This is a genomic window from Actinoplanes sp. OR16 (genome assembly GCF_004001265.1).
Lineage (GTDB): Bacteria > Actinomycetota > Actinomycetes > Mycobacteriales > Micromonosporaceae > Actinoplanes.
Window position 1 is genome coordinate 5,783,205 of sequence record NZ_AP019371.1, and the last position, 24,627, is coordinate 5,807,831.

General features: G+C 72.4%; 25 protein-coding genes. 16 read left to right on the forward strand and 9 right to left on the reverse strand.

Annotated elements, in window-relative coordinates:
* Positions 1–24: 24 nt before the first annotated feature.
* Positions 25–699 carry a hypothetical protein gene (locus tag EP757_RS26380; protein ID WP_197725383.1) on the reverse strand — a complete coding sequence of 225 codons (675 nt, stop codon included), beginning with the start codon at positions 697–699 and terminating at the stop codon, positions 25–27.
* Between the two features lie 64 nt (positions 700–763).
* Between EP757_RS26380 and EP757_RS26385 the strand changes: the two genes are divergently transcribed.
* From EP757_RS26385 to EP757_RS26410, 6 genes are all read left to right on the forward strand, one after another.
* A complete protein-coding gene (locus EP757_RS26385) occupies positions 764–1,504 on the forward strand; it encodes a helix-turn-helix transcriptional regulator (protein ID WP_127550385.1) in 741 nt (246 codons plus the stop codon).
* Between the two features lie 59 nt (positions 1,505–1,563).
* Positions 1,564–1,962, forward strand: coding sequence for a hypothetical protein (locus EP757_RS26390; RefSeq protein ID WP_127550387.1), 399 nt, complete (start codon positions 1,564–1,566; stop codon positions 1,960–1,962).
* Positions 1,959–2,153: a helix-turn-helix transcriptional regulator gene (locus EP757_RS26395; RefSeq protein WP_127550389.1), complete on the forward strand. Its 195-nt coding sequence runs from the start codon at positions 1,959–1,961 to the stop codon at positions 2,151–2,153. Before EP757_RS26390 ends, EP757_RS26395 begins: the two co-directional genes overlap by 4 nt.
* 98 nt (positions 2,154–2,251) lie before the next feature.
* Entirely contained in the window at positions 2,252–2,719 is a 468-nt protein-coding gene (locus EP757_RS26400; protein WP_127550390.1) for an SRPBCC family protein, read from the forward strand.
* Positions 2,720–2,972: 253 nt separating this feature from the next.
* Positions 2,973–3,434 (forward strand): hypothetical protein, encoded by a 462-nt coding sequence (locus EP757_RS26405; protein ID WP_232050015.1) that lies wholly within the window; start codon positions 2,973–2,975, stop codon positions 3,432–3,434.
* 100 nt (positions 3,435–3,534) lie between these two features.
* Positions 3,535–3,897, forward strand: a complete 363-nt coding sequence (locus EP757_RS26410; protein ID WP_127550392.1) for a hypothetical protein — start codon at positions 3,535–3,537, stop codon at positions 3,895–3,897.
* Here the strand turns inward: EP757_RS26410 and EP757_RS26415 are convergent.
* Complete coding sequence (locus tag EP757_RS26415; protein ID WP_127550393.1) at positions 3,879–4,838, reverse strand: YafY family protein; 960 nt, start codon at positions 4,836–4,838, stop codon at positions 3,879–3,881. The genes EP757_RS26410 and EP757_RS26415 overlap by 19 nt on opposite strands.
* Before the next feature lie 53 nt (positions 4,839–4,891).
* Between EP757_RS26415 and EP757_RS26420 the strand changes: the two genes are divergently transcribed.
* On the forward strand, positions 4,892–5,284 hold the full coding sequence (locus EP757_RS26420) for a RidA family protein (RefSeq protein WP_127550395.1): 393 nt from the start codon (positions 4,892–4,894) through the stop codon (positions 5,282–5,284).
* Between the two features lie 7 nt (positions 5,285–5,291).
* Here EP757_RS26420 and EP757_RS26425 read toward each other — a convergent pair whose 3' ends face one another.
* A complete protein-coding gene (locus EP757_RS26425) occupies positions 5,292–6,008 on the reverse strand; it encodes an SDR family oxidoreductase (protein ID WP_127550397.1) in 717 nt (238 codons plus the stop codon).
* A gap of 81 nt (positions 6,009–6,089) precedes the next feature.
* Here EP757_RS26425 and EP757_RS26430 point away from each other — a divergent pair, with 81 nt between their 5' ends.
* Positions 6,090–6,932, forward strand: coding sequence for a LysR family transcriptional regulator (locus tag EP757_RS26430; RefSeq protein ID WP_127550399.1), 843 nt, complete (start codon positions 6,090–6,092; stop codon positions 6,930–6,932).
* 55 nt (positions 6,933–6,987) lie between these two features.
* On the opposite strand, the gene EP757_RS26435 is transcribed toward EP757_RS26430, so the two are convergent.
* The gene (locus tag EP757_RS26435) at positions 6,988–9,291 is read right to left on the reverse strand and encodes a pyruvate dehydrogenase (protein ID WP_127550401.1); all 2,304 of its coding nucleotides are present in this window, start codon (positions 9,289–9,291) and stop codon (positions 6,988–6,990) included.
* Positions 9,292–9,464: 173 nt separating this feature from the next.
* Between EP757_RS26435 and EP757_RS26440 the strand changes: the two genes are divergently transcribed.
* From EP757_RS26440 to EP757_RS26450, 3 genes are all read left to right on the forward strand, one after another.
* Positions 9,465–11,165 (forward strand): DUF4331 domain-containing protein, encoded by a 1,701-nt coding sequence (locus EP757_RS26440; protein ID WP_127550402.1) that lies wholly within the window; start codon positions 9,465–9,467, stop codon positions 11,163–11,165.
* Positions 11,166–11,235: 70 nt separating this feature from the next.
* Positions 11,236–12,543, forward strand: coding sequence for a tetratricopeptide repeat protein (locus tag EP757_RS26445; protein ID WP_127550404.1), 1,308 nt, complete (start codon positions 11,236–11,238; stop codon positions 12,541–12,543).
* Positions 12,540–13,973 carry a High-affinity nickel-transporter gene (locus tag EP757_RS26450; protein WP_127550406.1) on the forward strand — a complete coding sequence of 478 codons (1,434 nt, stop codon included), beginning with the start codon at positions 12,540–12,542 and terminating at the stop codon, positions 13,971–13,973. The genes EP757_RS26445 and EP757_RS26450 overlap by 4 nt, the downstream gene beginning before the upstream one ends.
* Position 13,974: 1 nt before the next feature.
* On the opposite strand, the gene EP757_RS26455 is transcribed toward EP757_RS26450, so the two are convergent.
* Positions 13,975–15,648, reverse strand: coding sequence for a pitrilysin family protein (locus EP757_RS26455; RefSeq protein WP_127550408.1), 1,674 nt, complete (start codon positions 15,646–15,648; stop codon positions 13,975–13,977).
* Positions 15,645–16,604: a hypothetical protein gene (locus tag EP757_RS26460; RefSeq protein WP_127550410.1), complete on the reverse strand. Its 960-nt coding sequence runs from the start codon at positions 16,602–16,604 to the stop codon at positions 15,645–15,647. The genes EP757_RS26455 and EP757_RS26460 overlap by 4 nt, the downstream gene beginning before the upstream one ends.
* Before the next feature lie 95 nt (positions 16,605–16,699).
* On the opposite strand from EP757_RS26460, the gene EP757_RS26465 reads away from it, so the two are divergent.
* A complete protein-coding gene (locus EP757_RS26465; RefSeq protein ID WP_127550412.1) occupies positions 16,700–17,155 on the forward strand; it encodes an aromatic ring-opening dioxygenase LigA in 456 nt (151 codons plus the stop codon).
* Here the strand turns inward: EP757_RS26465 and EP757_RS26470 are convergent.
* The 3 genes from EP757_RS26470 to EP757_RS44075 are packed head-to-tail and all read right to left on the reverse strand — an operon-like array spanning position 17,148 to position 20,551.
* Complete coding sequence (locus EP757_RS26470) at positions 17,148–18,881, reverse strand: ABC transporter ATP-binding protein (protein WP_127550414.1); 1,734 nt, start codon at positions 18,879–18,881, stop codon at positions 17,148–17,150. The genes EP757_RS26465 and EP757_RS26470 overlap by 8 nt on opposite strands.
* Positions 18,878–20,368: an ABC transporter ATP-binding protein gene (locus EP757_RS26475; protein WP_232050016.1), complete on the reverse strand. Its 1,491-nt coding sequence runs from the start codon at positions 20,366–20,368 to the stop codon at positions 18,878–18,880. Before EP757_RS26475 ends, EP757_RS26470 begins: the two co-directional genes overlap by 4 nt.
* Positions 20,369–20,383: 15 nt before the next feature.
* The gene (locus EP757_RS44075) at positions 20,384–20,551 is read right to left on the reverse strand and encodes a hypothetical protein (protein WP_232050017.1); all 168 of its coding nucleotides are present in this window, start codon (positions 20,549–20,551) and stop codon (positions 20,384–20,386) included.
* A gap of 118 nt (positions 20,552–20,669) precedes the next feature.
* On the opposite strand from EP757_RS44075, the gene EP757_RS26480 reads away from it, so the two are divergent.
* From EP757_RS26480 to EP757_RS26495, 4 genes are read left to right on the forward strand one after another with little or no spacing between them, the layout of a single operon-like run.
* On the forward strand, positions 20,670–21,707 hold the full coding sequence (locus tag EP757_RS26480) for an iron-siderophore ABC transporter substrate-binding protein (RefSeq protein ID WP_127550416.1): 1,038 nt from the start codon (positions 20,670–20,672) through the stop codon (positions 21,705–21,707).
* Positions 21,707–22,750 (forward strand): iron ABC transporter permease, encoded by a 1,044-nt coding sequence (locus tag EP757_RS26485; RefSeq protein ID WP_127550418.1) that lies wholly within the window; start codon positions 21,707–21,709, stop codon positions 22,748–22,750. Before EP757_RS26480 ends, EP757_RS26485 begins: the two co-directional genes overlap by 1 nt.
* Positions 22,747–23,778, forward strand: coding sequence for an iron chelate uptake ABC transporter family permease subunit (locus tag EP757_RS26490; protein WP_127550420.1), 1,032 nt, complete (start codon positions 22,747–22,749; stop codon positions 23,776–23,778). The genes EP757_RS26485 and EP757_RS26490 overlap by 4 nt, the downstream gene beginning before the upstream one ends.
* Entirely contained in the window at positions 23,775–24,587 is an 813-nt protein-coding gene (locus tag EP757_RS26495) for an ABC transporter ATP-binding protein (RefSeq protein ID WP_127550422.1), read from the forward strand. Before EP757_RS26490 ends, EP757_RS26495 begins: the two co-directional genes overlap by 4 nt.
* Positions 24,588–24,627 lie beyond the last annotated feature (40 nt).

Genomic DNA, 24,627 nt, shown 5'->3' on the forward strand with positions numbered 1-24,627 from the left:
GAAGACGGCCCTTCACGCCCGATCTCAGGTCGACGATTGCTCACTCAGCGCCAGCGCGTGTGCCCGCCCGGGACAGCGGCGGGCGCCCGCGCCGAACGCCAGGTCGCCGGCCAGTCGCACCCGGACGACCTCGCCGGCCTCGATCAGCATGCCGTTGATGCTGGTCGTGACCAGGGCCTGGCGTTTCGTGGCGGCGACGGGCGGGTCGTCGCGCAGGACGGCGTCGATACTCCGATGGCGGGCACGGTCGATGAGGGTGGCGGTGGCGTCGCAGGCCTGCACCAGGATGCCGATGCGGGCCGCCGCCGCCTCGTCGAACACGCCGCCGAAGACCGCGACCAGCTCGTCGACGGCGGCGTCCGCGCGCGGCTCGTCACCCGTGCCCGGCTGATAGGCCTGGGCGGCGTCGCGCACGAGGTCGACGACCGGCTCGGTCACGCCCATGGCTCTGGCGAGCGTCTCCACCGGGTGCGCGGAACCGCCGGAGCGCAGGGCGTCGAGGGGAATCGCGGTCAGGACGGCGACCTGAGCGGCACGCCGTCGTTCGTGCGCCTCGCCGTCGGTGAATCGGCCGACGTTCGCCCGTAACCAGCGGATCCCTGTCCTCGCGGGCTTGCCGGGTTCGCCGGGCGCGGGCACGACGAAGTCGGGGGAGGTCAGCGCGGCACGGGCGGCAGCCGGGTCGTCGATCAGTCGCATGAGCCGACGCTAGGGCCGGGACTGTTCGGCACTCACCGAACCGTGCGGCGTCTATGGTCGGCGGGTGAGCAGCGCTGAGGACCTGGCCGCGTTCGCCGGGCTGCTGGCCGACCGCACCCGCGCGGCCATCTGCCTCGCCCTGCTCGACGGCCGCGCCTGGACCGCCGGTGAGCTGGCCGCGCACGCCGGCGTGGCCCGGTCCACGGCCACCGAACACCTGAACCGCCTCCTCGGCGGCGGACTGCTCAGCGAAGTACGACAGGGGCGGCACCGCTACGTCCGGCTCGCCGGTCCGGGCGTCGCCCAGCTCCTCGAGGACATGACGAGCGCGCTGCAGCCCGGCCCCGCGCCGCCACGCGCACCCGCGCGCGGATTGGGAGCGATCACCGGGACCGGCCCCGCACCGGCGCGGGGGCTGAAAGCGATCACGGCTGCCGAGGCTCTGCGGCGGGGCCGGACCTGTTACGACCATCTGGCCGGCCGGCTCGGGATCGCGGTCACCGACGCGATGACGGCCCGGGGCCTGCTGGATCAGACCGGCGGGTTCGCGCTGACGGCGGCCGGGCGTCGCTGGTTCACCGGCACCCTGGGACTCGATGTGCAGGCGGGAACACGTCCGCAGGCCCGCGGCTGCCTCGACTGGACCGAGCGCCGCCCGCACCTGGCCGGCGTGGCCGGGGCTCGGCTGTGCGAGCACTTCTTCGCCAGCGACTGGCTGATCCGGATCGGGTCCGGGCGGGCGGTACGTCTCACCGCGGCCGGCGAGATCGCTCTGCGCGAGCTGCTCCATGTAAAGGACGCTTGACACGGAAGCCGTGGCCGCCGCACGATGTCAAGTGTCCTTTACATGGAGGAGGGACACCCATGCAGGCGCTCACTGAACTCAAAGCCACCGGTCTCCTGGCGATCGGGACGTTCGGCTGGACCGCGACGGTCGCCCTGGCGCAGTTCGGTCCCGACCATCTCTGGGATTCCTCGCAGACGGCGCTGAGCTGGGCGGCGGTCGTCCTCAACCTCGCCGCCGGCTTCGGCTGGATCGCGACGTTCATGCGTTATCTGCGAGCCGTCGACGAGCTGGAACGCAAGATCATGCTGGACGCCCTGGCGATCACCCTCGGCGTGGCGTGGGTCTCCGGGTTCGCCTACATCGTGGCTGACGCCGCCGACCTCGTCGCCCGCGAGCTCGACGTGGCAGCCCTGGCCGTGCTGATGTCGGTGGTCTTCGTCGGGTCCATCGCCGTCGGCCGGTTCCGCTATCGATGAGGAACCACATCACGGCCCGCCGCGCCGAGCGTGGCTGGACCCAGGCTGACCTGGCCCAGCGCGCCGGCGTCTCGCGCCAGACGATCAACGCCATCGAGACCGGCAAGTTCGATCCGAGTCTTCCGCTCGCGTTCCGGCTCGCCAGGCTGTTCGAACAGCGGATCGAGGAGCTGTTCCTGGACGAGCAGTAGCACGCGACCGGCCCCTGGCGTCTCCGTGCCGAACGCGTCTCGGCGGCGGGCCGGATATCGTGGGTCGTGTTCTGACTGAGCGTTCCGGGAGTCCTCTGATGGCCCGTTTCACCGTCGTGCGTGATGTGCGTGCGTCCGCCGCCACTGCCTGGGCCGTGCTGGTGGACTGGCCTAGGCACGGTGATTGGGTGCCGCTGACCACGGTGCGGACTCTGACGCCACGGCCGGACGGGGTCGGCGCGCGGTTCGTCGCCCGGACCGGGGTGGGGCCGCTCGGATTCGACGACCCGATGACGGTCACCGCCTGGGAGCCGCCGGACGGTGACCGGGCCGGGCGCTGCGAAGTGGTCAAGTCGGGCCGGGTCGTGCACGGCGGTGCGGTGTTCACGGTGACGCCGCTGTCCGGTTCGCGCTGCCGGGTCGCGTGGACCGAGGACGTGACCGTCTCGCCGCGGCGGCTGACCCGGCACGCCGACCCGCTGGTGGGACTGGCCGGCCGCTTCGCCTTCGCGACCACGCTGCGAGCGTTCGCCAAGGACGCCGAGCGGGCCGCCGTCCGGGACTGAGGCCGGTCCAGAAGAGTCGCCCCGGGACTGACGTCGTCCATCGCGGCTCCGGCGCCGGGACGGCGGAGTCCCGGATGGCGGCCGCCGCCGGTGGACCGGTCACGCGTACCAGGACATCCGATGGTGGTCCATCCAGCTGCTCCGATGTGTCGGGATGGCCTGTGGCGCTGGGCTGAACGTCCGACCCGGCCTCTCTCCGGACGCCGTAACGTGCTCGCGGGGCGGGGGATCACTCCACAGAGGACAGGGTGCGATGATGCGAGCTCGTCTGGTCTGGGCAGTGACGACGGCCATGACGGCCGCCGGGATGGTGGCCGGTTGCGGCGGTGATTCCGACGGTGGATCGGTGGGTGCGCTCGCGCCGGTCACCGTGGCGACGGTCGATCCCTCGGCGGCAGCGGCGGCGGTCGCGGAGGCGGAGAAGGCCGCGGGACTGCCGCCGATGCCGGATGAGGAGGCCGTCGACGGCTACCTCGCCGCGCTCGAGAAGATCAACCCGGAGATCGTCAGCGCGACCGATCCGGATCAGCTCGTCGACCGTGGCCGCAACCAGTGCGTCACGATCAAGGACTACGGCGACGACGAGGAGAAGGTCGTCAAGTGGGCGAACACGCGGTTCAGTTCGCCGGACCACCCGGACGGCTTCGGCGTCGTCACCGCCGAGAAGATCAACGAGGTGGTCGAGGAATACCTGTGCCCGAAGGTGGGCGGCTAGCGGGATCTCCTGCTCGCGATCAGGCATATGCCCGCCTGACTCGGGATGGTCGCGGCAGAGGACCGGTGGTGGGTCGCGCGGGGTGGGTAGGGTTTCGCCCGTGGAGGAGGATCGGCCGTCTCGGGTGCCCGGCGTTCTGCTGATGGTGGCTCTGTGCCTGGTCGGGGTGTGTGCGCTGCCGTCCAGCCTGTTCTTCGTGCTGCTGGGAGTGCACGGCGGGTCGCTGTTCACGCCGCCGGTTCTGATCGGGGCGCCGGTGCTCGTCGCCTACGTCGTCGCCTTCGTGTTGTGGCGGCGGGCTCGGCGGACCGCGAGCAGGAGGCGGGCCTGGGTGATGGTCGTCGTCGGGCTGGTGCTGGTCGGCGGCGCGGCGGTCGTGCCGACGACGATCCTGGGATCGGCGCTGGCTGACGTGTGGAAGGAGACGCAGCCGGGCGGGCGGGGCTACGTGGGGCCCGAGTAACGGGCGGCGACGAGCGCGGCCCGTTCGTGCAGGGCGGTGCGCAACGACGGCGGTGACAGCGCCTCCGCGTCGGCGCCGAGCTGCCACAACGCCCAGACCGCGTGGCGCAGATCTTGGAAGGTGACCTCCAGTCGCAGCCGGCCGTCCGGAGACGGTTCCTCGGCTCGGACTGCTACGGCCGCGGAGAGCAGGTCCTCGCGCCGGGACGGCTCGACGCGGACCAGGACCGGGATGTGGTCGCCGGAGAGGAACTGCGCGCAGCGTTCCTGCCAGATGCGGTCCAGGTCGACACGGTCGGGGCGCTGGGCCGGTTCGGGGAGCCGGACGGCGTCGAGGATGCGGGAGAGGCGGTACGTGCGGTCGGCGCCGGACCGGGTCGCCAGCAGGTAACCCCGGCCCCGGACGGTCACCAGGCCGATCGGATCCACGACCCGCCACTGCGCCGGCTGAGCACTGGCTGCGTAGTGGATGCGCAGCCGATTCCCGGCGAGAACGGCTCTCCGCACTTCGAGAATCGACGTACCGGGAAGGTTGTCGTTGATCTGCCGGCGGGAAAGGAGGTCGCTCTCCGGCTCGATGAGGATGCGTTGTGCGGCGTCGGTGACCGTGGCCCGATGGCTCTCCGGGAGCGCGTCGACCACCTTGCGGATCGCCGAGGAGAGGGCCGGACCGAGGCCGAGGGAGCCGGAACCGGTGGTCAGCAGGGCCAGGGTCTCGTCGTGATTGAGGCCGGTCAGTTCGGTGCGGAAGCCGGGGAGCAGGGCGAATCCGCCGTGCCGGCCGCGTTCGGCGTAGACCGGGACGCCCGCCGCGGAGAGCGCTTCGATGTCGCGCAGCACGGTCCGGGTGGAGACCTCCAGGGCGGCGGCGAGGGCCTCCGCCGTCATCCGGCCGCGCTGGCGCAGCAGCAGCACCAGCGAGACCAGACGATCAGCGCGCATGACGAGAAAATACCTGACAGAGGGTGTCGTGATTAGACGGCAGGCTGGCCGCCATGACAACGGAACGCACAGCGATCAACCCGTGGACGTGGTCGGCGGGGTTGGGCTTCAACCAGGGTGAGCTGGTCGGAGGCACCCTCTACTGCTCCGGGCAGACCGCGATGAGCGAGGACGGCAGGCCGCAGCACGACGGTGACATGGCGGCTCAGCTCGCGCTGGCCCTCGACAACGTCGAGGCGGTGCTGCGGGAGGCCGGCATGTCGCTGGCGAACCTGGTGCGGCTCAACGTCTACACCACCGACGTCGACGGGCTGTTCCCGCACTACGGGGTGCTGGCCGGGCGTCTCGCGGCGGCCGGGGTGGCGCCGGCGACCACGATGCTCGGCGTCACCAGGCTGGCCATCCCCGGCCAGCTCGTCGAGGTGGAGGCGACCGCCGTGGCCTGACCGATTCCTACCAGGGGATCTCGCCGTCGTCGTCGAAGAAGCCACCCGTCGGGCCGCCGTCCGGCAGGGTCGCCAGCCGGATCGCGGTCGCCGCGCCCTGTTGCGGGGTGCGGTGGCCGCGGAATCCGTTGAGGTCGGTCGCGACGTACCCGGGACAGGCCGCGTTGATCAGGATGTTCGTGCCGTCGAACTCCCGGGCGTACTGCACCGTCACCGCGTTGAGGAACGTCTTCGACGGCGCGTAGGCGATCGCGATCGGCCCGCCGTTCGTCGGCTGCCTCTTCAGGGAGCCGACCGTGCTGGACATGTTCACGATGCGCGGCGACGGCGAGCGGCGCAGCAGCGGCAGCATCGCGTTCGTCACGCGGACGACGCCGATCACGTTCGTCTCCACCACCGTGCGGATGATCTCCAGGTCCACGCCGGTCGGGTTCTGCGGCACGCCACCGGTGATGCCGGCGTTGTTCACCAGCGCGTCCAGCCTCCCGAATCGCTCCTCGATCAGCCGGGCGGCGGTGGTCGCGCTCTCGTCGTCGGTGACATCGAGGGGTACGCCGAAAGCCTCCGCTCCGGCCGCGCGGAGCTTGGCTACGGCGTCCTCCCTCCGATGCTCATCGCGTGCGCCGACCCCGACCCGGTAGCCGAGCCGGCCCAGCCCGGCCGCGATCTCGTAGCCGATGCCCTTGTTGGCGCCGGTGACCAGTGCGATCTTCGTATCGTTCATGTCTTGAGCGTCGTCGCCCGGCCCGGCGGAGGCCAACACCGAGTCGGTCCGGTGCGATACCCGGCGGGTATCGTCGCTGGAATGGAAACCCGCGAGTTGCGCTTCTTCATCGCCGTCGCCGAGGAACTGCACTTCGGGCGGGCCGCGCGACGGCTCGGCATGGCGCAGCCGCCGCTGTCCCGCGCCATCCGCCAGCTGGAACGACGACTCGGGACGACCCTCTTCGACCGCGACAGCCACCGGGTCGCCCTGACCGCCGCCGGGATGGTGCTGCTCGACGAGGGGCGGGCCGCGCTCGACGCGGTCGAGGCGGCGGAGCGTCGCACCCGCAGGGCCGGATCGGCGGGAGACCCCGGCGTGGTTCTGGCGACGAAGGCGGGAGCATCCGTCGAGCTGCTGACCAAACTGCTGCACGCCTATGCCGCGGAGCCGGGCGCCGTACCCGTCGAAGTCCTCCTCTGCGGCCCCGGCGAACAGGAGGCGATCCTGCGGGACGGCCGGGCCGACGTGGCGTTGCTGCACCGGCCGTTCGACAGCGCCGCGGGCCTCGACACCGAGGAACTGACGACCGAGGGCCAGGTCGCGATCCTCCCGGCCGGGCATCCCCTGACGACCGGCGACTCCCTGACCCTCGCCGACGTCGAAGCCCTCGCCGGCCTGCCGATGCCCCGCTGGCCGCGCCGGGACGGCACCTACCCGGAGGGTCCCGGCCCGGAAGTCCGCGACCACACCCAGATCCTGCAGCTCATAGCGTTGGGCCGCACCCTGACGATCGCCCCCGAATCGGTCCGCGCCCAGCTCCGCGACGACGTCGCAGCCGTCCCGGTCCTGGACGCGCCCCGGGTGACCACGATGATCGCCTGGCCACCCCACAGCCGCTCCCGCCCGGTCGCCGACCTGGTCCGCGCCGCCACCCGCCTGTAGCGCACTCGCCGGGCCGGTCGATCCGGTTCGCGGAAAAAGAAGACCGAGCCCAGCGCTAGAGGCCTGCCACGGCCAGGGCCGCGTCGACGATGGAGGGGGTGTCGATGCCGTGCAGGCGGTAGGCGTCGGAGAGGCTCGAGGACTGGCCGAATCCGGTCACACCCAGGCAGCGGATTCGGTCGCCGCGGGCCGCCGAGAGGAAGGCCAGGGTGTGCGGGTGGCCGTCCATCACCGTGACGAGCGGCGCCGGATGAGCAGCCGGGAAGAGTTCGTCGATGATGGCCCCGCCCAGGCCCGGGTCGCGGCTGCCTCGCTGCTGGAAGGAGCGGAACACCAGGTCGGGACTGGTCAGGCAGACGACGCCGGCGTTGACGCCCTGATCGGTCAGCAATCGGGCGGCGGCGATCACCTCGGGCATGATCGCGCCTACCCCGACCAGCGTGACGTCATCGTCAGGCCGCGGGGACGGGAGGCGGTAACCACCGGCTATCGCCCGACGGCGGCGGCGTTCGCGCAGGGCCGGGTTCTCCGGGACGGGAGCGAGGAGGGGATCGATCGGGCGGGTGGAGAGGCGGAAATACGCTGACGTGCCGCCGTCGACGCCGACCCGGCTCATCGCGTGCAGGAAGCACCATTCGAGGTCCTGGGGGAACGCCGGTTCCCAGGCCACGCAGCCGGGCTGTTCCAGGCCGATCGACGGGGTGGTGATGGACTGGTGGGCGCCGCCTTCAGGGGCGAGGGTCACGCCCGACGGTGTGCCGACGAGGATCGACTGGCCTCCGGCGTAGATGCCGTACGACCAGGGTTCCAGCGCACGTGAGACGAACGGGTCGTAGAGGGTCGCGATCGGGATGAGACGTTCGCCCCAGCGGGACCAGGTGGCGCCGAGTTCGCCCAGCAGGGACACCAGGTTGACTTCGGCGATGCCCAGTTCGATGTGCTGGCCGTTGCTGTTCTCCTGCCAGCGCAGCACCCGTTCGGTGTCGTCGGCGAACCAGTCGCGGCGATCCTGGACCGACCACACGCCGGTCTTGTTGATCCAGCCGCCGAGGTTGGTGGAGGAGGCGACGTCCGGTGAGCAGGTGACGACGCGGGCCGCCGCCGCGGGGGCATCGCGGGGGAGGTCGGCGAGGAGGCGGCCGAGCGCTGCCTGGGTGCTGATGGGTTTCCGGTACGGGTGACCGAGCTGAGCGGGAACCGGAAGCGGCGATGTGGGCGTCACCGGGGTGCGTCGCAGCACGCGTTCCCGCTCGGCACAGAGCTGCCCGGCGGCGGTGTCCGGCGCGAACCGCTGCCACGGAGCTCCACGATCCATCCCGGAGGACAGAGCGAGGGCATCCATCTGTACGGGGGAGAGCAGCGCCGAATGATTGTTCGGGTGACCTTCCGTCGGGAGTCCCCGGCCCTTGACGGTGTAGGCGAACACCACCGTCGGCCGGTCGTCGTCGACACCGCGGAACGTGTCGACGAGCAGCCCCAGATCGTGGCCGCCGAGGTCGCGCACGGCGGCGGCCAGGTCGGCCGGGTCGATGTCGTCGAGCAGGACCTTGAGTTCCGGTGCGCCGGCCAGGATGCGGGAGGCCGTCTCCGCCGGGGCGCGCAGCATCCGCTGGTACTCCTCGTTCGGCATCGCCTCCAGGCGGGCCCGGAGGGCGTCACCGCCGGGGCGTTCGAACAGCCGGGAGATGATCCGGCCCCACTTCAGGATGACGACCTGCCAGCCGGCCGCCGCGAACATGCCCTGCAGCTTGGCGATCTGGATGTCCGGGACGACCCGGTCCAGGGACTGGCGGTTGAGGTCGACGACCCAGAGCAGCTCGCCCATCTTCGCCACGGCCGGGTCCATCACCGCTTCCCAGATGGCGCCCTCGTCGAGTTCGGCGTCGCCGAGCAGGCTGACGAACCGCCCGCCGGCCGGGGCGCCGGGGAACTGCGAGGCGAGGTAGCGGTGGGCCATCGCTGCCCAGAGCGCCGCGGTGGCGCCGATCCCGACCGAGCCGGTGGAGAAGTCGACGGTGTCCGGGTCCTTGAGCCGGGACGGGTACGACTGCAGGCCACCTCTGGCCCGCAGCAGCGGGAGGTACGACTCGTCGAGGTCGCCGAGCAGGTAGTTGACGGCGTGCAGCACGGGCGAGGCGTGCGGTTTGACGGATACCCGGTCGGCGGCCGTCAGTTCGGCGAACCAGAGGGCGACCATGATGTCGACCATCGAGGCGCTGGACGCCTGGTGGCCGCCCACCTTCACGCCTGAGTCGTTGGGGCGGCCGGCGTTCGCGGCGTCGACGATCGCGGCCGACAACCACAGCACCCGGCGGGCGATCTCGCGCAGGACCTCGATGTCCTTGGAGGGGTCGTTCATGGCCAGAGGGTAGACGCATCGACGGGGTTCGGAGCCGGGGGGCGGGCCGGCTTGGTGGGTGTCGGGATTCATCAGCACCCATCCAGGGCGGGCGGTGGCGCGAATTCCTGCCGAGAAGCGATACCGCCGCCCTTCCCGGCAGGCGGGCCATCATCGGCACGGAAGGAACCGCAATGCCGGTCAGTCCGACAATCGCGCGAAGCCGAACCCGGCGCACCATTGCCGCGCTCGGCGTCGGCGCTCTGCTCATCGGGACGGTGTACGGTCTCGGCCCCGGGTCCGCGACGGCGTCCAGCCACCGTGAGGCGCCCCTGATCGCCGCCGATCCGGCGGTCGACAACACCGACCTGTACGCCTTCGTCAGCCCCGAACGCCCCGGTTACGTCACGTTCATCGCGAATTGGCAGCCGTTCGAGGAGCCGAACGGCGGCCCCAACTTCTACCCGTTCGCGACCGACGCGACCTATCACATCAAGGTCGACAGCGACGGGGACGCGCGACCCGACGCCGAGTTCCGGTGGAAGTTCCGGAGCGTCGACAAGCGCGGCAACGACACGTTCCTCTACAACAACGGCCCGGTCACGTCGCTCGACGACGAGAACCTGCTCTTCCGGCAGACCTATTCACTGGAGTCGTCGTTCGACGGTGCTCCTTTCAAGACCCGGGTCGACGCGGCGCCGGTCGCGCCCTCCCGTGTCGGCGCCGCTTCCATGCCGGACTATCAGACCCTTCGCGATCAGGCCACCCGTACCCTCCCCGGGGGTTGGAAGATCTTCGCTGGTCAGGCCGACGACCCGTTCTTCCTGGATCTGGACGTCTTCAACCTGCTCTACAACGGCGATCTCTCGGGGACCGGCACGGACACGCTCGCCGGGTACAACGTCAACACCATCGCCCTGCAGGTGCCGTTCAAGGACGTGGCGCTGAACGGCGACGCCGGTCGCAACCCGGTGATCGGCGTCTGGACGACGACCGAACGCGACCGGGTGCGGATCAGCGGAGGAGCGGGTTCCGGCGGCAAGGTCCAGGTATCGCGGCTGGGCAATCCGCTGGTCAACGAGGTGGTCGTGCCGGCCGGGCTGAAGGACGCCTTCAACGCCAGCCCACCCCGCGCGGACGCCCGGACCCCCGCGCTGGTCAAGCGGGTGCTCGAACCCGAGGTGCCGAAGCTGATCGAGGCGATCTACGGCATCCCGGCCCCGAAGACGCCGCGCAACGACCTGGCGGAGATCTTCCTGACCGGCATCACCACCAAGGCCGGTGGACCGATCAAGGCGGACCTGAACTCGCAGCTGAACAACAAGGACGTGACGAAGTCCGGGTTCCAGCCCTCGGAGCAGCTGCGGCTGAACCTGTCGGTGCCGGTCACCGGCGATCCGGCCCGGCTCGGGGTGCTCGCCGGTGACCTTCAGGGATTCCCGAACGGGCGGCGGCTCACCGACGACGTGGTGGACATCGAGCTGCAGGCGCTGGTCGGCGCGGCGCAGACCGGCAAGCTGGTCGACGCCCTGGCCGCCGGTGACGTGGTGGACGCGAACGACCGGGGGTTCGGGGACGCGTTCCCGTACCTGGCGCTGCCCAACCAGGATCCGGTGAACACCACCGGCGGTACGAAGAGCAGCGGTACTGAGAGCAGCGGCACCAAGAGCAGCGGCACCGTCAGCGGGACGGCCGGCGAGCCCGCGAAGAAGAGCGCCGATCTGCAGGCCGCGGACACCCGGCCGGCGCCCGCGACCGTCCCGGTGGCCTACGCGACAGGCGCCTCCGGCCTGGCGATCCTGATCATCGCGGGTGGCGTGTTCGTCCTGCTCCGGTGGCGCCGCCGGCGTCCACCGCACGCCTACCACGACGACGACCGGACCATGCGGCTCTGACCCTCCCCCACCCGGGCGGGTGCGCCCTCCTGCCGTGGCGCACCCGCCCCCTCCCAAGGAGGAACCACCGATGCGAGCCATCTCCGCACGTCTCGGCCTGGCCGTCGCGCTGGCGGCCGCGCTGCTCCTGGCCGGCGGCCTGCTGGCCATCCCGGATCGCGCGCCGCGGACCGATCCCGTCATGGCCGTCCGGCCGCCCGCCGACCTGCTCGCCGACCGCATCGCCCGGGCCCAGCAGCGGCTCCGGGACGTGCCGGGGGACTGGCCGGGCTGGGCCGCGCTCGGCGGCGCCTACCTGGAACAGGCCCGGATCACCGCCGACCCCGGGCTCTACGCGAAGGCGCAGCGGGCCGCCGAACGGTCGCTGAAGCTGCGGCGGGCCGGCAACAGCGCGGCGCTGGTGGTGCTCGGCGCCCTGGCGAACGCGCGGCACGACTTCGGCGAGGCCCGGGACACGGCACGGGCGGCGCTGGCGGTCAACGGGCATGACGCCGATGCGTACGGGGTGCTCGCCGACGCGCTCACCCAGCTCGGCGACGCCTCCGCGGCGACCATCGCAGTGCAGCGGATGCTCGACCTCCGCCCGGGCCTGGCCGCTTACGCCCGCGCCTCCTACGACCTCGAACTCCGTGGTGAGCTCACCGAGGCGACCGGCCTGATGCGGCGCGCCCTGGACAACGCCGCCGACCCGCACGACATCGCCTTCTGCCACGTCCAGCTCGGTGACCTGGCGTTCGGCCGGGGTGACCTGGACGGCGCCCAGGCCTCCTACCGGGCCGCTCTCGCCGCCGATCCCGCAGCGATCGCCGCCCGGCACGGCCTGGCCCGCGTCACCGCGGCTCGCGGCGACTTCTCCGCCGCCCTCGCGGACTACGCCGAGCTCACCGTCCGTCTTCCCCAGACCTCGACCCTTCTGGAGTACGCCGACCTGCTGCGTGCGGCCGGCCGCACCGCCGAGGCAGACCGCCAGCTGAAGCTCGCCGCCGCGGCGCAACGACTGTTCACCGCGAGCGGAGGCATGGACGGCCTGGTCGCCGCCGTCCTCGCGCTCGCCGAGGGCCGGACCGGTGACGCGGTGACGGCGGCCCGCGCCGAATGGTCCCGCCGGCAGCACCCGGACGTGGCGGACACCCTCGGCTGGGCCCTGCACGCCGCCGGCCGGGACGCCGAGGCGGTGACGTACGCCGAGCGCGCGGTCGCGGACGGCGGCCGGACGGCGACCTACGCGTACCACCTCGGCATGATCCGTCTCGGCCTCGGTGACCGCGACGCCGCCCGGGCGCAGCTCACCTTCGCGATGACGGCGAACCCGTATTTCTCGCCGGTCGAGGCGCCCATCGCCCGCCGTGCCCTGCTGTCCACCGGAGGCGTTCGATGAAGAAGCTCGGCATGGCCGTCCTGCTCGCGACGGTCATCGGACCGGTCTGCTGGCCGGCATCCCCGGCGTCGGCGCACCCGCTCGGCGATTTCTCCGTCAACCAGTACGCGGGGCTGACCCTGCGCCCCGACGGGGTCGGCGTGGCAGCCGTCGTCGACGTGGCGGAGATCCCGGCCCTGCAGGACAAGACCAGGGCGGACGCTGATGCCGGCGGCACGGTGTCGGGCGCGGAGCTCACGGCGTACGGGCAGAGGGAATGTCTCGCCCTGGCCGGAAGCCTCGCCGTGACCGTGAGCGGGCAGCGCCTGGAGTGGACCGTCCCGGAGGCGCGCTATGAGCTGACGCCGGGCACGGGCGGCCTGTCCACCGGGCGGCTGACCTGCTCGCTGACCGCGCCCGCGGAGCTCACCGCACCCGCCACCGTGACCGTCGAGAACGGTTACCGCGCCGATCGGGTCGGCTGGCGGGAGATGACAGCGGTGGGCGACGGGGTGCGGGTGACCGCGTCCACCCTGCCGGTGGCGAGCCTGTCGGGGCAGCTCCGGTCCTATCCGGCCGATCTGCTGTCGTCGGCGCTCGACGTGCGGTCCGGGTCGATCGAGGTGTCCGGGCCCGGTGCGGCGGCCGTCCCCGCCGCCCCGCCCGGAGGCGGTCCCCTCTCCGCCGGGCCGGCGTGGCTGACCGGCGCCCAGAACCGGGTCGAGGAAGTGCTCGGCGGACGGCTGGATCCCCTGGTCGTCGGCCTGGCGTTCGCGCTGGCGCTGCTGCTCGGCGCCGGCCACGCGGTGCTGCCCGGCCACGGCAAGACGGTGATGGCCGCGTACTTCGCCGGCCGGCGCGGACGGATCCGGGACGCGATGGCGATCGGCGGCACGGTGACGCTCGCGCACACCGGGGGAGTCCTGCTGATGGGCCTGATCCTGAGCACCTCCACGGCCCTCGCCGGCGAGCAGGTGCTGCGCGTGCTCGGCGTCGTCAGCGGCCTGCTGGTCGTAGCGGTGGGTACAGGCATGCTGGTGACCGCCCGGAGAACGCACGCGCATCACCACGGACATACGCACACGCATCACCACGGACATGCGCACACGCATCATCGGCTGAACCTCGCCGGCATCGGGCTGGCCGGCGGTCTCGTCCCCAGCCCGTCGGCGCTCGTCGTGCTGCTCGGTGCGATCGGCCTCGGCCGCGCCGGGCTGGGATTCGCGCTGGTCGTGGCGTACGGCGCCGGGATGGCCGCCACGCTGACCGGGACGGGCCTGCTGCTCAGCGCCGCCCAGCACCGCCTGGGTCACTTGTTCACCGGCGCCGGCCGGCTCGGCGCCCTGTCCGGCCTCGGCCGCCGGATCGCCGCGAGCGCGCCGACCGCCACGGCAGCGCTGATCGTCGTCGTCGGGGTGGGCATCAGCGCCCGCACCCTGGCTCTCGTCTGACTCATCGGGAGCGCAGGCGGCGGATCCTTCCCCGTACGCCGGAACAGCACTTGCCGGGGCAGGCGCCGGAGGAGCAGCAGTCGCCGTCCTGGCAGTCGCTCGGGCAGCAGTCGTCGTCACAGCAGTTCTCGCCGCAGCACTCGCAGTCGTCGGACGAGCAGCAGTCCCCACCGGCGCAGTCGCTGTCACAGCAGTCGTCGTCGCAGCACGCCTCCTCGTCCTCGCCGGGCGGCTGCGGGATCGACGAGGGGTCCCGGGCCGGGCGATCGACGCGCAGGTCCGGGTGGATGCGCGAGTCGATGTAGGGGACGGCCGCCTCGGCGTTCTCCAGCATCGTCGGCTCGATCGGGACGCTGATGCCGTCGGTGCCGACCAGCACGCGGCCGCCGTCCGGGTAGGCGATCAGCGCCGCGCACCCGTCGAAACGCACGGTCAGGAAGCAGTCCTCGCCCTGGACCAGGCTGACCCCCTCCTGGCCCACGAAGAGGCGCAGATCGGGGTCGCCGGCGGCGGGATACACGGCGCCGGTGACCGCGGACGCCGATTGGCTCGGCGTCCGGGTGAAACCGGCCCAGGCGGCGGTCCGGCCGGGCGTCATCAGCAGGCCGTCCGCGTACGCCTCGGCGGCGATCGCCCGTACCTGCTCGGGAGTGACCGCCCGCAGGGCCGTCACCGTCTCCGGCAGGTCCAACACCGGCTGGCCGGTGAGCAGGTCGAGCACCTGGGCGGTAAGCAGCGCGCCCTGCCGCGACGCCTCGGTGAGCCGCTCGCACTCCTGGGCCACGACCGCCGCGACCTCGGCCGGGCCGGGGCCGGCGAACCGCAGCGAGGCCAGCACGTCGACGAAACCGCCGAGGACGGCGCCGCTCTTCTCCGGCAGCGCGTCGGCGGTGGCGAGGACGATGCCGGTGCCGTCGCCACGGGTCGCGTACTCGGCCCGCACCGTGTAGGAGATGCCGCTGTCCTGGCGCAGGGCGCGGAACATCGCCCGCTGCAGCACGCCGGCGAAGACCGACGAGGCGGCGTGCCGGCGTACCCGGGCGCTCCAGGCCAGGACGCCGGGCGGGCCGGGGAAGTAGGCGGGCGTCGCCGGCTCCATCGGCGCGGGGACCGGCGCGGGCCGCCGGTCACCGTGGGGCAGGGTGAGGCGCAATCCGGACGGCACGCCGCCGCCGGCGATCCACAGTGCCGCGTTGCCCCGGGTGAAGTACCAGTCGATCCAGCGCCGCAGGTCGTCCGGGCCGATCGCCGGCAGTCCCATCTCGGGGTAGCCGCGCAGGCCGAAGCCGCGGGCGCCGTACCGCTCGACGGCGAGCGGATCGTCGACCGAGGCCCCGCGCCCGCGCTGCTCGGTCCGCAGGATCTCCTTCTCCACCGCGAGCCGGTGCATCGGCAGGTCGCGCAGCGACGCGCAGACGCCGTTGAGGAACCCGACGACGTCGGCCTCGCTGCCCCGCAGATGGAAGTAGGTGATCTCGTCGCCGGTGGCGCCGTTGTAGTGGTAGTCGGCGACACCGAGTGAGTGCAGTGCCAGATGCTCGATCAGGTGGGTGATGCCGTGCCGGGACAGCGGCTCGTCCGCGACGCCGACCCGGAACGCCAGCCCCGCGTGGGTGGGCCCGGCGGACGGCATGAACAGCGCCGGAATACCGTCGATCTCCAGTCGCTGGATCATCGGGACTCCTCCAGCGCGAACGTGCGGGCGGTGCGGACGGCATCCGGCACGCTCTGGTAGATGTTCCAGGGATACTCCGTCGCCAGGTTGCCGAGCATCCGCAGCGCCCAGGCGGCCGCCTCCTTCTCCTGCATCAGCCAGAAGAGGAACGCGAAGGTGCTCGCGGCCTCCAGCCACCGGTAGCTCCGGCGGAAGGCCGGGTGACCGATCGACCGCTGCGCCGCCTCGAAGAGTTCGTCCCGCAGCGGCGCGGCGTAGAGGTACTCGCGTCGCGCGGGCCAGTCGTCCGGGTTCTCCCGCCAGATCGCCAGCAGATGCTCGGCGTGCGCCTCGGCGACCAGCATGCCGTGCGCGGTGCCGGCCGGGGCAGCGCGCATCGCGTCGAGGGCGAAGGCGTGCACCTCCTCCCACGATCCGCCCCACTTCGGGCAGAGCTGCTGCACCATGGTGATCTGGCCGGGCAGGTGATGCGGGTCGACGGCGGCCAGCCGGTCGTACCGGCGGCGTGTCTCGGCCTTGCCGAGCGACAGTCCCAGGGCGGAGGTCAGCCGGACGGTCCAGATCGCCGGGTCACCCGGGATCCGGGCGGCGCCCTCGATCAGGACCTCCTCGGCGCGTCCGAGCCACTCGTGGAAGGCCGTGAACTGCTCCGCGCTGACGTGCTTGGCGGCGGCGGTCGTACGGATGCCCCAACCCACGCTGATCAGATGCGAGCCGAGCATCGCCACGGCTGCGCCGTCCCGCGGATCACGGCGTACGACGTCGCGCAGGAAACCCTCGATGCCGTCGTCGTCGGCGCCGACCCGGATGAGCCCGGTCCGGCTGTCCGGTGCGGCGGCGTCCAGCACCCGCCGGCAGGCCGTCCAGTCCCGCCGGGCCAGGGCGGCGCGCAGGACAGCGATGTCGGGATATCCCGCGGCGAGATCGAGGACAACGTCGTCGGAAGGCGTCGGCACGAGGCGGGAGCTTAGCTTAGATGATCTTCTACATTCGCCCCGCTCATCCATTGCGGACGATCCGGGAGGATCCCCTCGTCGCCAGGATGAAGCACATGGCATCTACGACGCGCAGGACAGGGGCGGTGCCTCTGCTCGGATTACTGGTGATCATCGCGGGCGTGGTCCTCACGGTCGCGGGCGTGATCACGTGGGTCACGGTCAGCTCGACCCTCTCCGACCAGAAGATCACGGTGTCCGACGACGCCGACATGTTCGCCGGGCAGCACGTCTCGCAGCCATGGGAGGCGTACGCCGAGGCCATGGTGATCGGCGAGCACGCCAGCGAGATGGCCGGCGGCAAGACGTACGCCGAGCTGCCCCGCGACGACCCGAACCGCGATTCGGTGATGACCGCGTCGTTCCTGCAGGCCTCGCTGTTTACGTCGGTGGTCGCGTTCGGCGTCGCCCTGCTGGCCGCGGGCCTGGGCATCATCCTGCTCCTGATCGGCTATGCCCTGCGCCGCCTCGCCAGGGTGGCCGACACCGCGGACGTGGCGGCCGTCAGCTGACGGCCCGCGCGGACCACACCGCCCACAGCCGCGCGTAGCGGCCACCGGCGGCGACCAGTTGCGCATGCGGACCCATCTCGACGATCTGGCCGTGTTCCATGACGACGACCCGGTCGGCGGCGGCCGCCTGGGTCAGCCGGTGGGCGACGACCAGCGCGGTGCGCCCTTCGAGGGTCGCCGCGGCCGCCTGCTCCAGTTCCCGGGCGCCCGCGCTGCCGGCTTCGGCGGTGGCCTCGTCGAGGACGACGACCGGCGGGTCCAGGAGCACGACCCGGGCCAGCGCGAGCTGCTGGGACCGGGCCGCGGTGAGGTGGTGGCCGCCGTCGCCGACCACCGTGTCCAGGCCGTCCGGCAGGTCGCGGGCCCAGTCCAGGGCGCCGACCCGGTCGAGCGCCGCGGCGAGTTCCTCGCCGGTGGCGCCGGGGCGGGCCAGCCGCAGGTCCTCGCCGAGCGGGCCGGCGAACACGTGCGTCTCCTGGCTGACGATGGCGATCGTCCGCGCGGGCAGGTCGGCCACCGGGACGCCGCCGAGCGTGGCGGTGCCGGTGTCCGGGCGCAGGATGCCGGCGGCCAGGGACGCCGCGGTGGTCTTGCCGGCGCCGGTCGAGCCGACCAGCGCCACGACCTCGCCGGCAGCGACCCGCAGCGTGACGTCGCGCAGCACCGGAGGCCCGCCGTGATAGGCGAAGCTCACACCGTCGAGCACCAGCTCGCGGCCCGCGGCCGGCGCCGGCGAGGCGCGGCGGACGACCGGCATCGCGAGGACGCCGACGAGCCGGGCCAGGCTGGCGCCCGCGTCCTGCGCCTTGTCGAACGTGACCATCAGCAGCACCAGCGGGCCGAAGAGCCGGTGGAACAGCAGCGCCGTCGCGGAGACGTCGCCGACCGTCACGGCATCCCGCTGGACCAGGACGAACCCCGTCACCAGCACCGATCCGAGCCCGAGCAGCTCGGCCCGGCTGATCCGGCCGACGAAGCGGGTGTAGAGGGCGAACACGCTGATCGAGATGTCCCGGGCCCGGGCGGACGCGGACTCGATGCCGCTGAGGTGACGGTCCTCCAGGTGGTACGTGTGGACCGTACGGAGGCCCTGCATGCTTTCGACGAGTAGCTGTGACCGGTCGGCGATGGCGACCCGCTCGGCGGCGTACGCGGGGGCGGCCCGCGGCAGGTACCAGCGCAGACCCAGCACGTAGAGCGGCACCGCGACCGCGCCGGCCAGGCCCAGCCGCCAGTCGATGCCGGCGATCGTGGCGAGGCTGATCACCGCGAGCAGCAGGGCCGAGATCATGGTGGGCAGGACCTCGGAGACCGCCCGGTCGATCGCGGTGATGTCGGCGCTGACCCGGGACAGCAGGTCGCCGCGGCCGGCCCGGTCGAGCACCTGGGCGGGCAGGCGCAGGGCCGTGTCGACGGTGCGTTCGCGCAGGTCGGCGAGGATGCGAGAGCCGAGACGGCGGATCAGGTAGCCGGCGTATCCGGTCGCCGGGCCGCCCACCAGCGCGGACACGACGATCACTGCGGCGACCGGGATGATGGTGGCGGCGTCGCCACCGGCGCGGATGCGGTCGACGAGCAGGCCGAGGGCGTACGCCGGAACGATCGAGGCGCCGGCCGCGAGCACTCCGGCCAGCAGGGTGAGCGCCGCCGAGGCCTTGCGGGTCCGCAGTTCGGCGCGAAGCCAGGCCCGGGTCGCCGCGGTGTCGGCGATCGGCAGGGTGGTCATCGCAGGACCGCCCGGCGGTAGCCGTCGTCGCGCGCGGCGAGCTCGGCGTGGGTTCCCGCGGCGGTGACCGTGCCGTCGCCGATCACCACGACCCGGTCGGCGGCGGCGAGCAGGGCCGGGCTGCTGGTGATGACCAGGGTGCCGAACCCGGCGTCCGGTCCGTGCCGCAGCGCGCGGATACCGCCGGCGATGGCGTGCTCGGTGACCGCGTCCACGGCGGTCGTCGGGTCGTGCAGCACCAGCAGCGGCGGCCGGGCCAGCAGCGCGCGGGCCAGGGCGACCCGCTGGCGCTGACCGCCGGAGAGGTTCGAGCCGCGTTCGGCGACGGGCGCGTCGAGGCCGTCCGGGTGCAGGTCGGCCACCTCGTCGGCGGCGGCGGCCCGCAGAGCGTCGGCGAGCCCCTGATCCTCCGGGCGGATCTTGATGTTCGAGGCGAGCGTCCCGGAGAACAGGTCGGTCCGGTGTGGCTCGACGTGCAGCAGCCGGCGGGCACGGCTCCGGTCGACCGCGTCGAGCCGCTCCCCGGCGAGGAGGATGTCTCCTCCGTACCCCTGCGGGGTGGTCAGAAGCCGCACGAGAGCCTCCGCGTCGGCCGGCCGGTGCGCCACCACCCCGACGAACTCGCCCGGCCGGACGTGCAGGTCGAGGCCGTCGAGCGGACCGTGCACGACCTTGGAGAGGCGCAGCTCGCAGCGGGTGCCGGTGGGAGCGGCGGTGCCCTCGGGCAGGACCAGGCCGGCCTGGGTGACGGACGCGACCCGGGCGGCGGCGGCGCGAGCGGCGGCCATCCAGCTCGGCACGACCGCGAGCACCCCGAACGGCTCGATCAGGAACTGCGCCGACCCGATCACCGTGACGAACTCGCCGACGGTGATCCGGCCGGTCAGCGCCGACCAGCCGGCCGCTATCGCGACGCCGCCGGCCAGGAGCGTGCTGAGCGTGGTGGAGGCGGCGAGATAGGCGTTCTGGGTACGCGAGGCCCGCAGCGTGGCATCGAGTGACTGCCGGCTGACCACCTGATAACGCTCGGCCGCCGCGTCCTGCGCCCCGATGCCGCGCAGCGGACGCAGCCCGGTGACCAGGTCGGTGGCGAGCGACGTGGCCCGCCCGGCCTGATCCTGCTGGTCCTTGACCCGGCGCGCGATCAGCGGAGCGGTCAGGTTCAGCACCGCCAGGACGACCGGCGTCGCGATCAGCACGGCGATGCCGAGCGGCGCCGAGATGACCAGCAGCGTGACGGCGCTGACCGTGACCGCCACGATCGAGCTGGTGATCCGCGGGATGTGGTCGAGGAAGTAGGACGTGTAGTCGGCGTCCGAGGTGGAGACGGTGAGCAGGTCGCCGGCGTGCCGGTCGGTACGCAGCCCACGCGGGTGCAGGATCTTCCCGGCCACCTCGACGCGCAGCAGGTGGCCCTCCTCGGCGATGGCCCGCTGCAGGTGCCGCGCGCCGTACCGGTAGGTCACCACCAGCACCAGATAGGTCACCGCGAGGACCGCGGTCTAGGTCGCCAGCGCGATCACGTCGCCGGTGCCGACCGCCCGGTCGACGATGACGCCGATCAGCACCGGGACGAGGGCGGCGCAGAGCTGGTAGACGCCGGCGAGGGCGGTTCCGGTCCAGAGATGCCGGCCGTTGCGCGCCACTGCCCGGCGCAGGATGCCTGTCACTTCTCCGAACTCCCCATCCACGATCAGGTAAGGCGAGCCTAACCCCCCACGACCTGCAAGATCATGTCGGTGTTAGGTTAGGCACCCCTTACCCCTTGATCCATGGGAGTTCCTCAGCATGCGTGCCTCCCGGTTCCTCACCGGAATCGTCGCCCTCACCGCCGCCCTCGCGCTCACCGCGTGCGGCTCGTCCGACGACACCGAAGACGCCCCTGCCGCCTCCGGCAGCGCCGCCGCGTCGTTCCCGGTCACGGTCACGCACGCGTTCGGGACCACCACCATCGAGAAGAAGCCCGAGCGGGTCGCCACCGTGAACTGGGCCAACCACGAGGTGCCGCTCGCCCTCGGCATCGTGCCGGTCGGCTACGCCAAGGCCAACTTCGGAGACGAGGACGGCGACGGCCTGCTGCCCTGGGACGCCGCGAAGCTCAAGGAGCTCGGCGCGCCGACCCCGGTGCTCTTCGACGAGACCGACGGCATCGACTTCGAGGGTGTCGCGAACACCAAGCCGGACGTCATCCTGGCCGCGTACTCCGGCCTGACGCAGCAGGACTACGACACCCTCAGCAAGATCGCGCCGGTCGTCGCGTACCCGAAGTCGGCCTGGGCCACCTCCTGGCGCGACAGCATCACGCTGGAGAGCAAGGCGCTCGGCCTGGCCGCCGAGGGCGACGCGCTGATCGCCAAGATCGAGGGCGAGATGAAGGCCGAGGCGGCCCGCTACCCGAAGCTGGCCGGCAAGTCGGTGATGTTCCTGACCCACATCGACCCGACCGACCTCAGCAAGATCAGCTTCTACACCACGCACGACACCCGGGCGCAGTTCTTCACCGACCTCGGCATGAAGCACCCGGCCAGCATCGAGAAGGCGTCCGCCGCGACCGAGGAGTTCAGCCTCACGCAGAGCGCCGAGCAGGTGCAGAACCTCAGCGACGTCGACATCATCGTGACCTACGGTGACGCCGAGGGCACCACCCTCGCGACGCTGCAGAAGGACCCGCTGCTGTCGAAGATCCCGGCGATCGCCCGCGGCTCGTTCGTGTCGCTGCCCGGAAGCACCCCGGTCGCGACCGCCGCCAACCCGACGCCGCTCGCCGTCTCCTTCGTGCTGAAGGACTACGTCGACCTGCTCGGCAAGGCCGCCGACAAGATCTGATGAGTTCCCTCGCAACTCGGCCCGGGCCGGACGTCGCCGTTCTGCGACGCCCGGCCCGGGTGCGCCTGGCCTGGCTGCTGGTCGTGCTCGCCGTCCTGATCGCGGTCATGGCCGCCTCGGTCGCCTTCGGCTCCCGGATCGTCGGCTGGTCCGACATCACGGCGGCCTTCGGCGGCACCGACGAGACGCTCGATCAGGCCGCGGTGGTCAAGCGCATTCCTCGTACGGTCCTCGCGGTGCTGGTCGGGGCCGCTCTCGGCCTGTCCGGGGCCGTCATGCAGGGCGTGACCCGCAACCCGCTCGCCGACCCGGGCGTGCTCGGCATCAACATGGGCGCCATGCTCGCGATCGCCGTGGGCATGACCACCGTCGGGCTCTCCACGGCGACCCAGTACATCTGGTTCGCCATCGCCGGCGCCGCGATCTCGGCGGTCTTCGTTTATGCCGTCGGCTCGCTCGGCCGCGGCGGCGCCACCCCGCTGAAGATCGCGCTGGCCGGCGCGGCCACCTCCGCGGCGCTCGCCTCGCTCGTCTCGGCGGTCGTGCTGCCCCGCGGCGACGTCGCCGAGAACTTCCAGTCCTGGCAGGTCGGCGGCGTCGGCGGCGCGACCTGGGACAGCATCGCGCAGATGGCGCCGTTCCTGGTCGGCGGCGTGGTCGTCTGCCTGCTCTGCGCCCGTCCGCTGAACTCGCTCGCCCTCGGTGACGACCTCGCCGCCGGCCTCGGCGAACGCGTCGCGGTGGCCCGTGGCGTCGCCGCCCTCGGCGCGGTGGTGCTCTGCGGCGCGGCCACCGCCGTCGCCGGTCCGATCGCCTTCGTCGGCCTGATCATCCCGCACCTGTGCCGCCTGCTCGTCGGCCTCGACCACCGCTGGCTGCTGCCGTTCGCCACGCTCACCGGCGCGGCGTTGCTGACCGGCGCCGACGTGATCGGCCGGGTCGTGAACCGGCCCGACGAGATCGAGGCGGGCATCATCACCGCCCTGATCGGCGCGCCCTTCTTCATCTACGTCGTCCGCCGGCAGAAGGTGCGCGAGCTGTGACCTCAACTCTTGTCGCCGTCACCCGGGGACGGACCCGGAGGGGCCGCCGGCGGTTCTCCGTGCTGGGCGTGCTCCTCCTCTCGATCGTGGCGATCTTCGCGGTCTCGCTGATGGCAGGGCAGACGTTCTACCCGCCCGCCGACGTGCTGCGGGTGATCCTCGGTGAGACCGTTCCCGGCGCCTCCTTCACGGTCGGTGAGCTGCGCCTGCCGCGCGCCGTGCTGGCCCTGGTCGCCGGCCTGTGCTTCGGCATGGGCGGCGTCACGTTCCAGACCATGCTGCGCAACCCGCTCGCCAGCCCGGACATCATCGGCATCAGCTCGGGCGCGAGCGCGGCGGCGGCGTTCGCCATCATCGTGCTCGGCCTCGGCGAGGCGGGTGTCTCCGCGTTCGCCATCGTCGCCGGCCTCGGCGTCGCGCTGATCATCTACGTGCTGTCGTACAAGGACGGCGTGGCCGGGACCCGGCTCGTCCTCATCGGCATCGGGATGGCCGCGATGCTCAACAGCGTCACGTCGTACGTCCTCAGCCAGGCCGGGCAGTGGGACCTGCAGGCGGCGTCGCGCTGGCTCAACGGCAGTCTCAACGGCTCCACCTGGGAAGAGGCCGTCCCGGTGCTGGTCGCGCTGCTGGTGTTCGGACCGCTGCTGCTGTCCCAGGCCCGCAACCTGACGATGCTGCAGCTCGGCGACGACACCGCCGCGGCGCTCGGTACCCGGCTGGAGCGGACTCGTCTCATCGCCATCGTGGCGGCGGTGGGTCTCATCGCGTTCGCCACCTCGGCCACCGGCCCGATCGCGTTCGTGGCGTTCCTGGCCGGGCCGATCGCCGCCCGGCTGACCGGACCCGGCGGCTCGCTGCTGTGGCCGTCCGCCCTGGTCGGCGCGCTGCTCGTGCTGGTCGCCGACTTCCTCGGGCAGTTCGCCTTCGACACCCGCTTCCCGGTCGGCGTCGTCACCGGCGTGCTCGGTGCCCCTTACCTCATCTACCTGCTCGTCCGCACCAACCGCGCCGGAGGCTCGCTGTGACCACCTCTCATGTGCTGGCCGTCGAGAAGCTCACCGTCGGCTACGGCGACCGGGCCGTCATCGAGTCGCTCGACCTGCTCGTGCCGCCCGGAAGGATCACCGCGATCGTCGGCGCCAACGCCTGCGGCAAGTCGACGCTGCTGCGCTCGATGTCCCGGCTGCTCGCCCCGCGCGCCGGCCACGTGCTGCTCGACGGCCGCGAGGTGCACCGGATGCCGGCGAAGGAGCTGGCCCGCACGCTCGGGCTGCTCCCGCAGTCGCCGATCGCGCCGGAGGGCATCACCGTCGCCGACCTGGTCGGCCGAGGCCGCAACCCGCACCAGCGGATCCTGTCCCGCTGGAGCTCCGCCGACGACGCCGCGGTGGCGTCGGCGCTGGATGCCACGCACACCGCCGACCTGGCCGACCGGGCGGTCGACGAGCTCTCCGGCGGGCAGCGCCAGCGCGTGTGGATCGCGATGGCGCTCGCCCAGCAGACCGAGGTGCTGCTGCTGGACGAGCCCACCACGTTCCTCGACGTCAGCCACCAGGTCGAGGTCCTCGACCTGCTCACCGACCTGAACGCGGCCCGGGGCACCACCATCGTGATGGTGCTGCACGACCTGAACATGGCGGCCCGGTACGCGGACCACCTGATCGCCCTGGCCGACGGTTCCCTGCACGCGGCGGGGGAGCCGGAAGAGGTGCTGACGCAGGAGTGCGTCCGCGCGGTGTTCGGCCTCGACAGCCAGGTCATCACCGACCCGGTGTCCGGCAAGCCCCTGATGCTGCCGATCGGCCGCCACCACGTGCGTGCGGCGGCGGGCTGACCGGTCGTTGCGCCGCGGCGTGACCGGTCGTTGTGCCGCG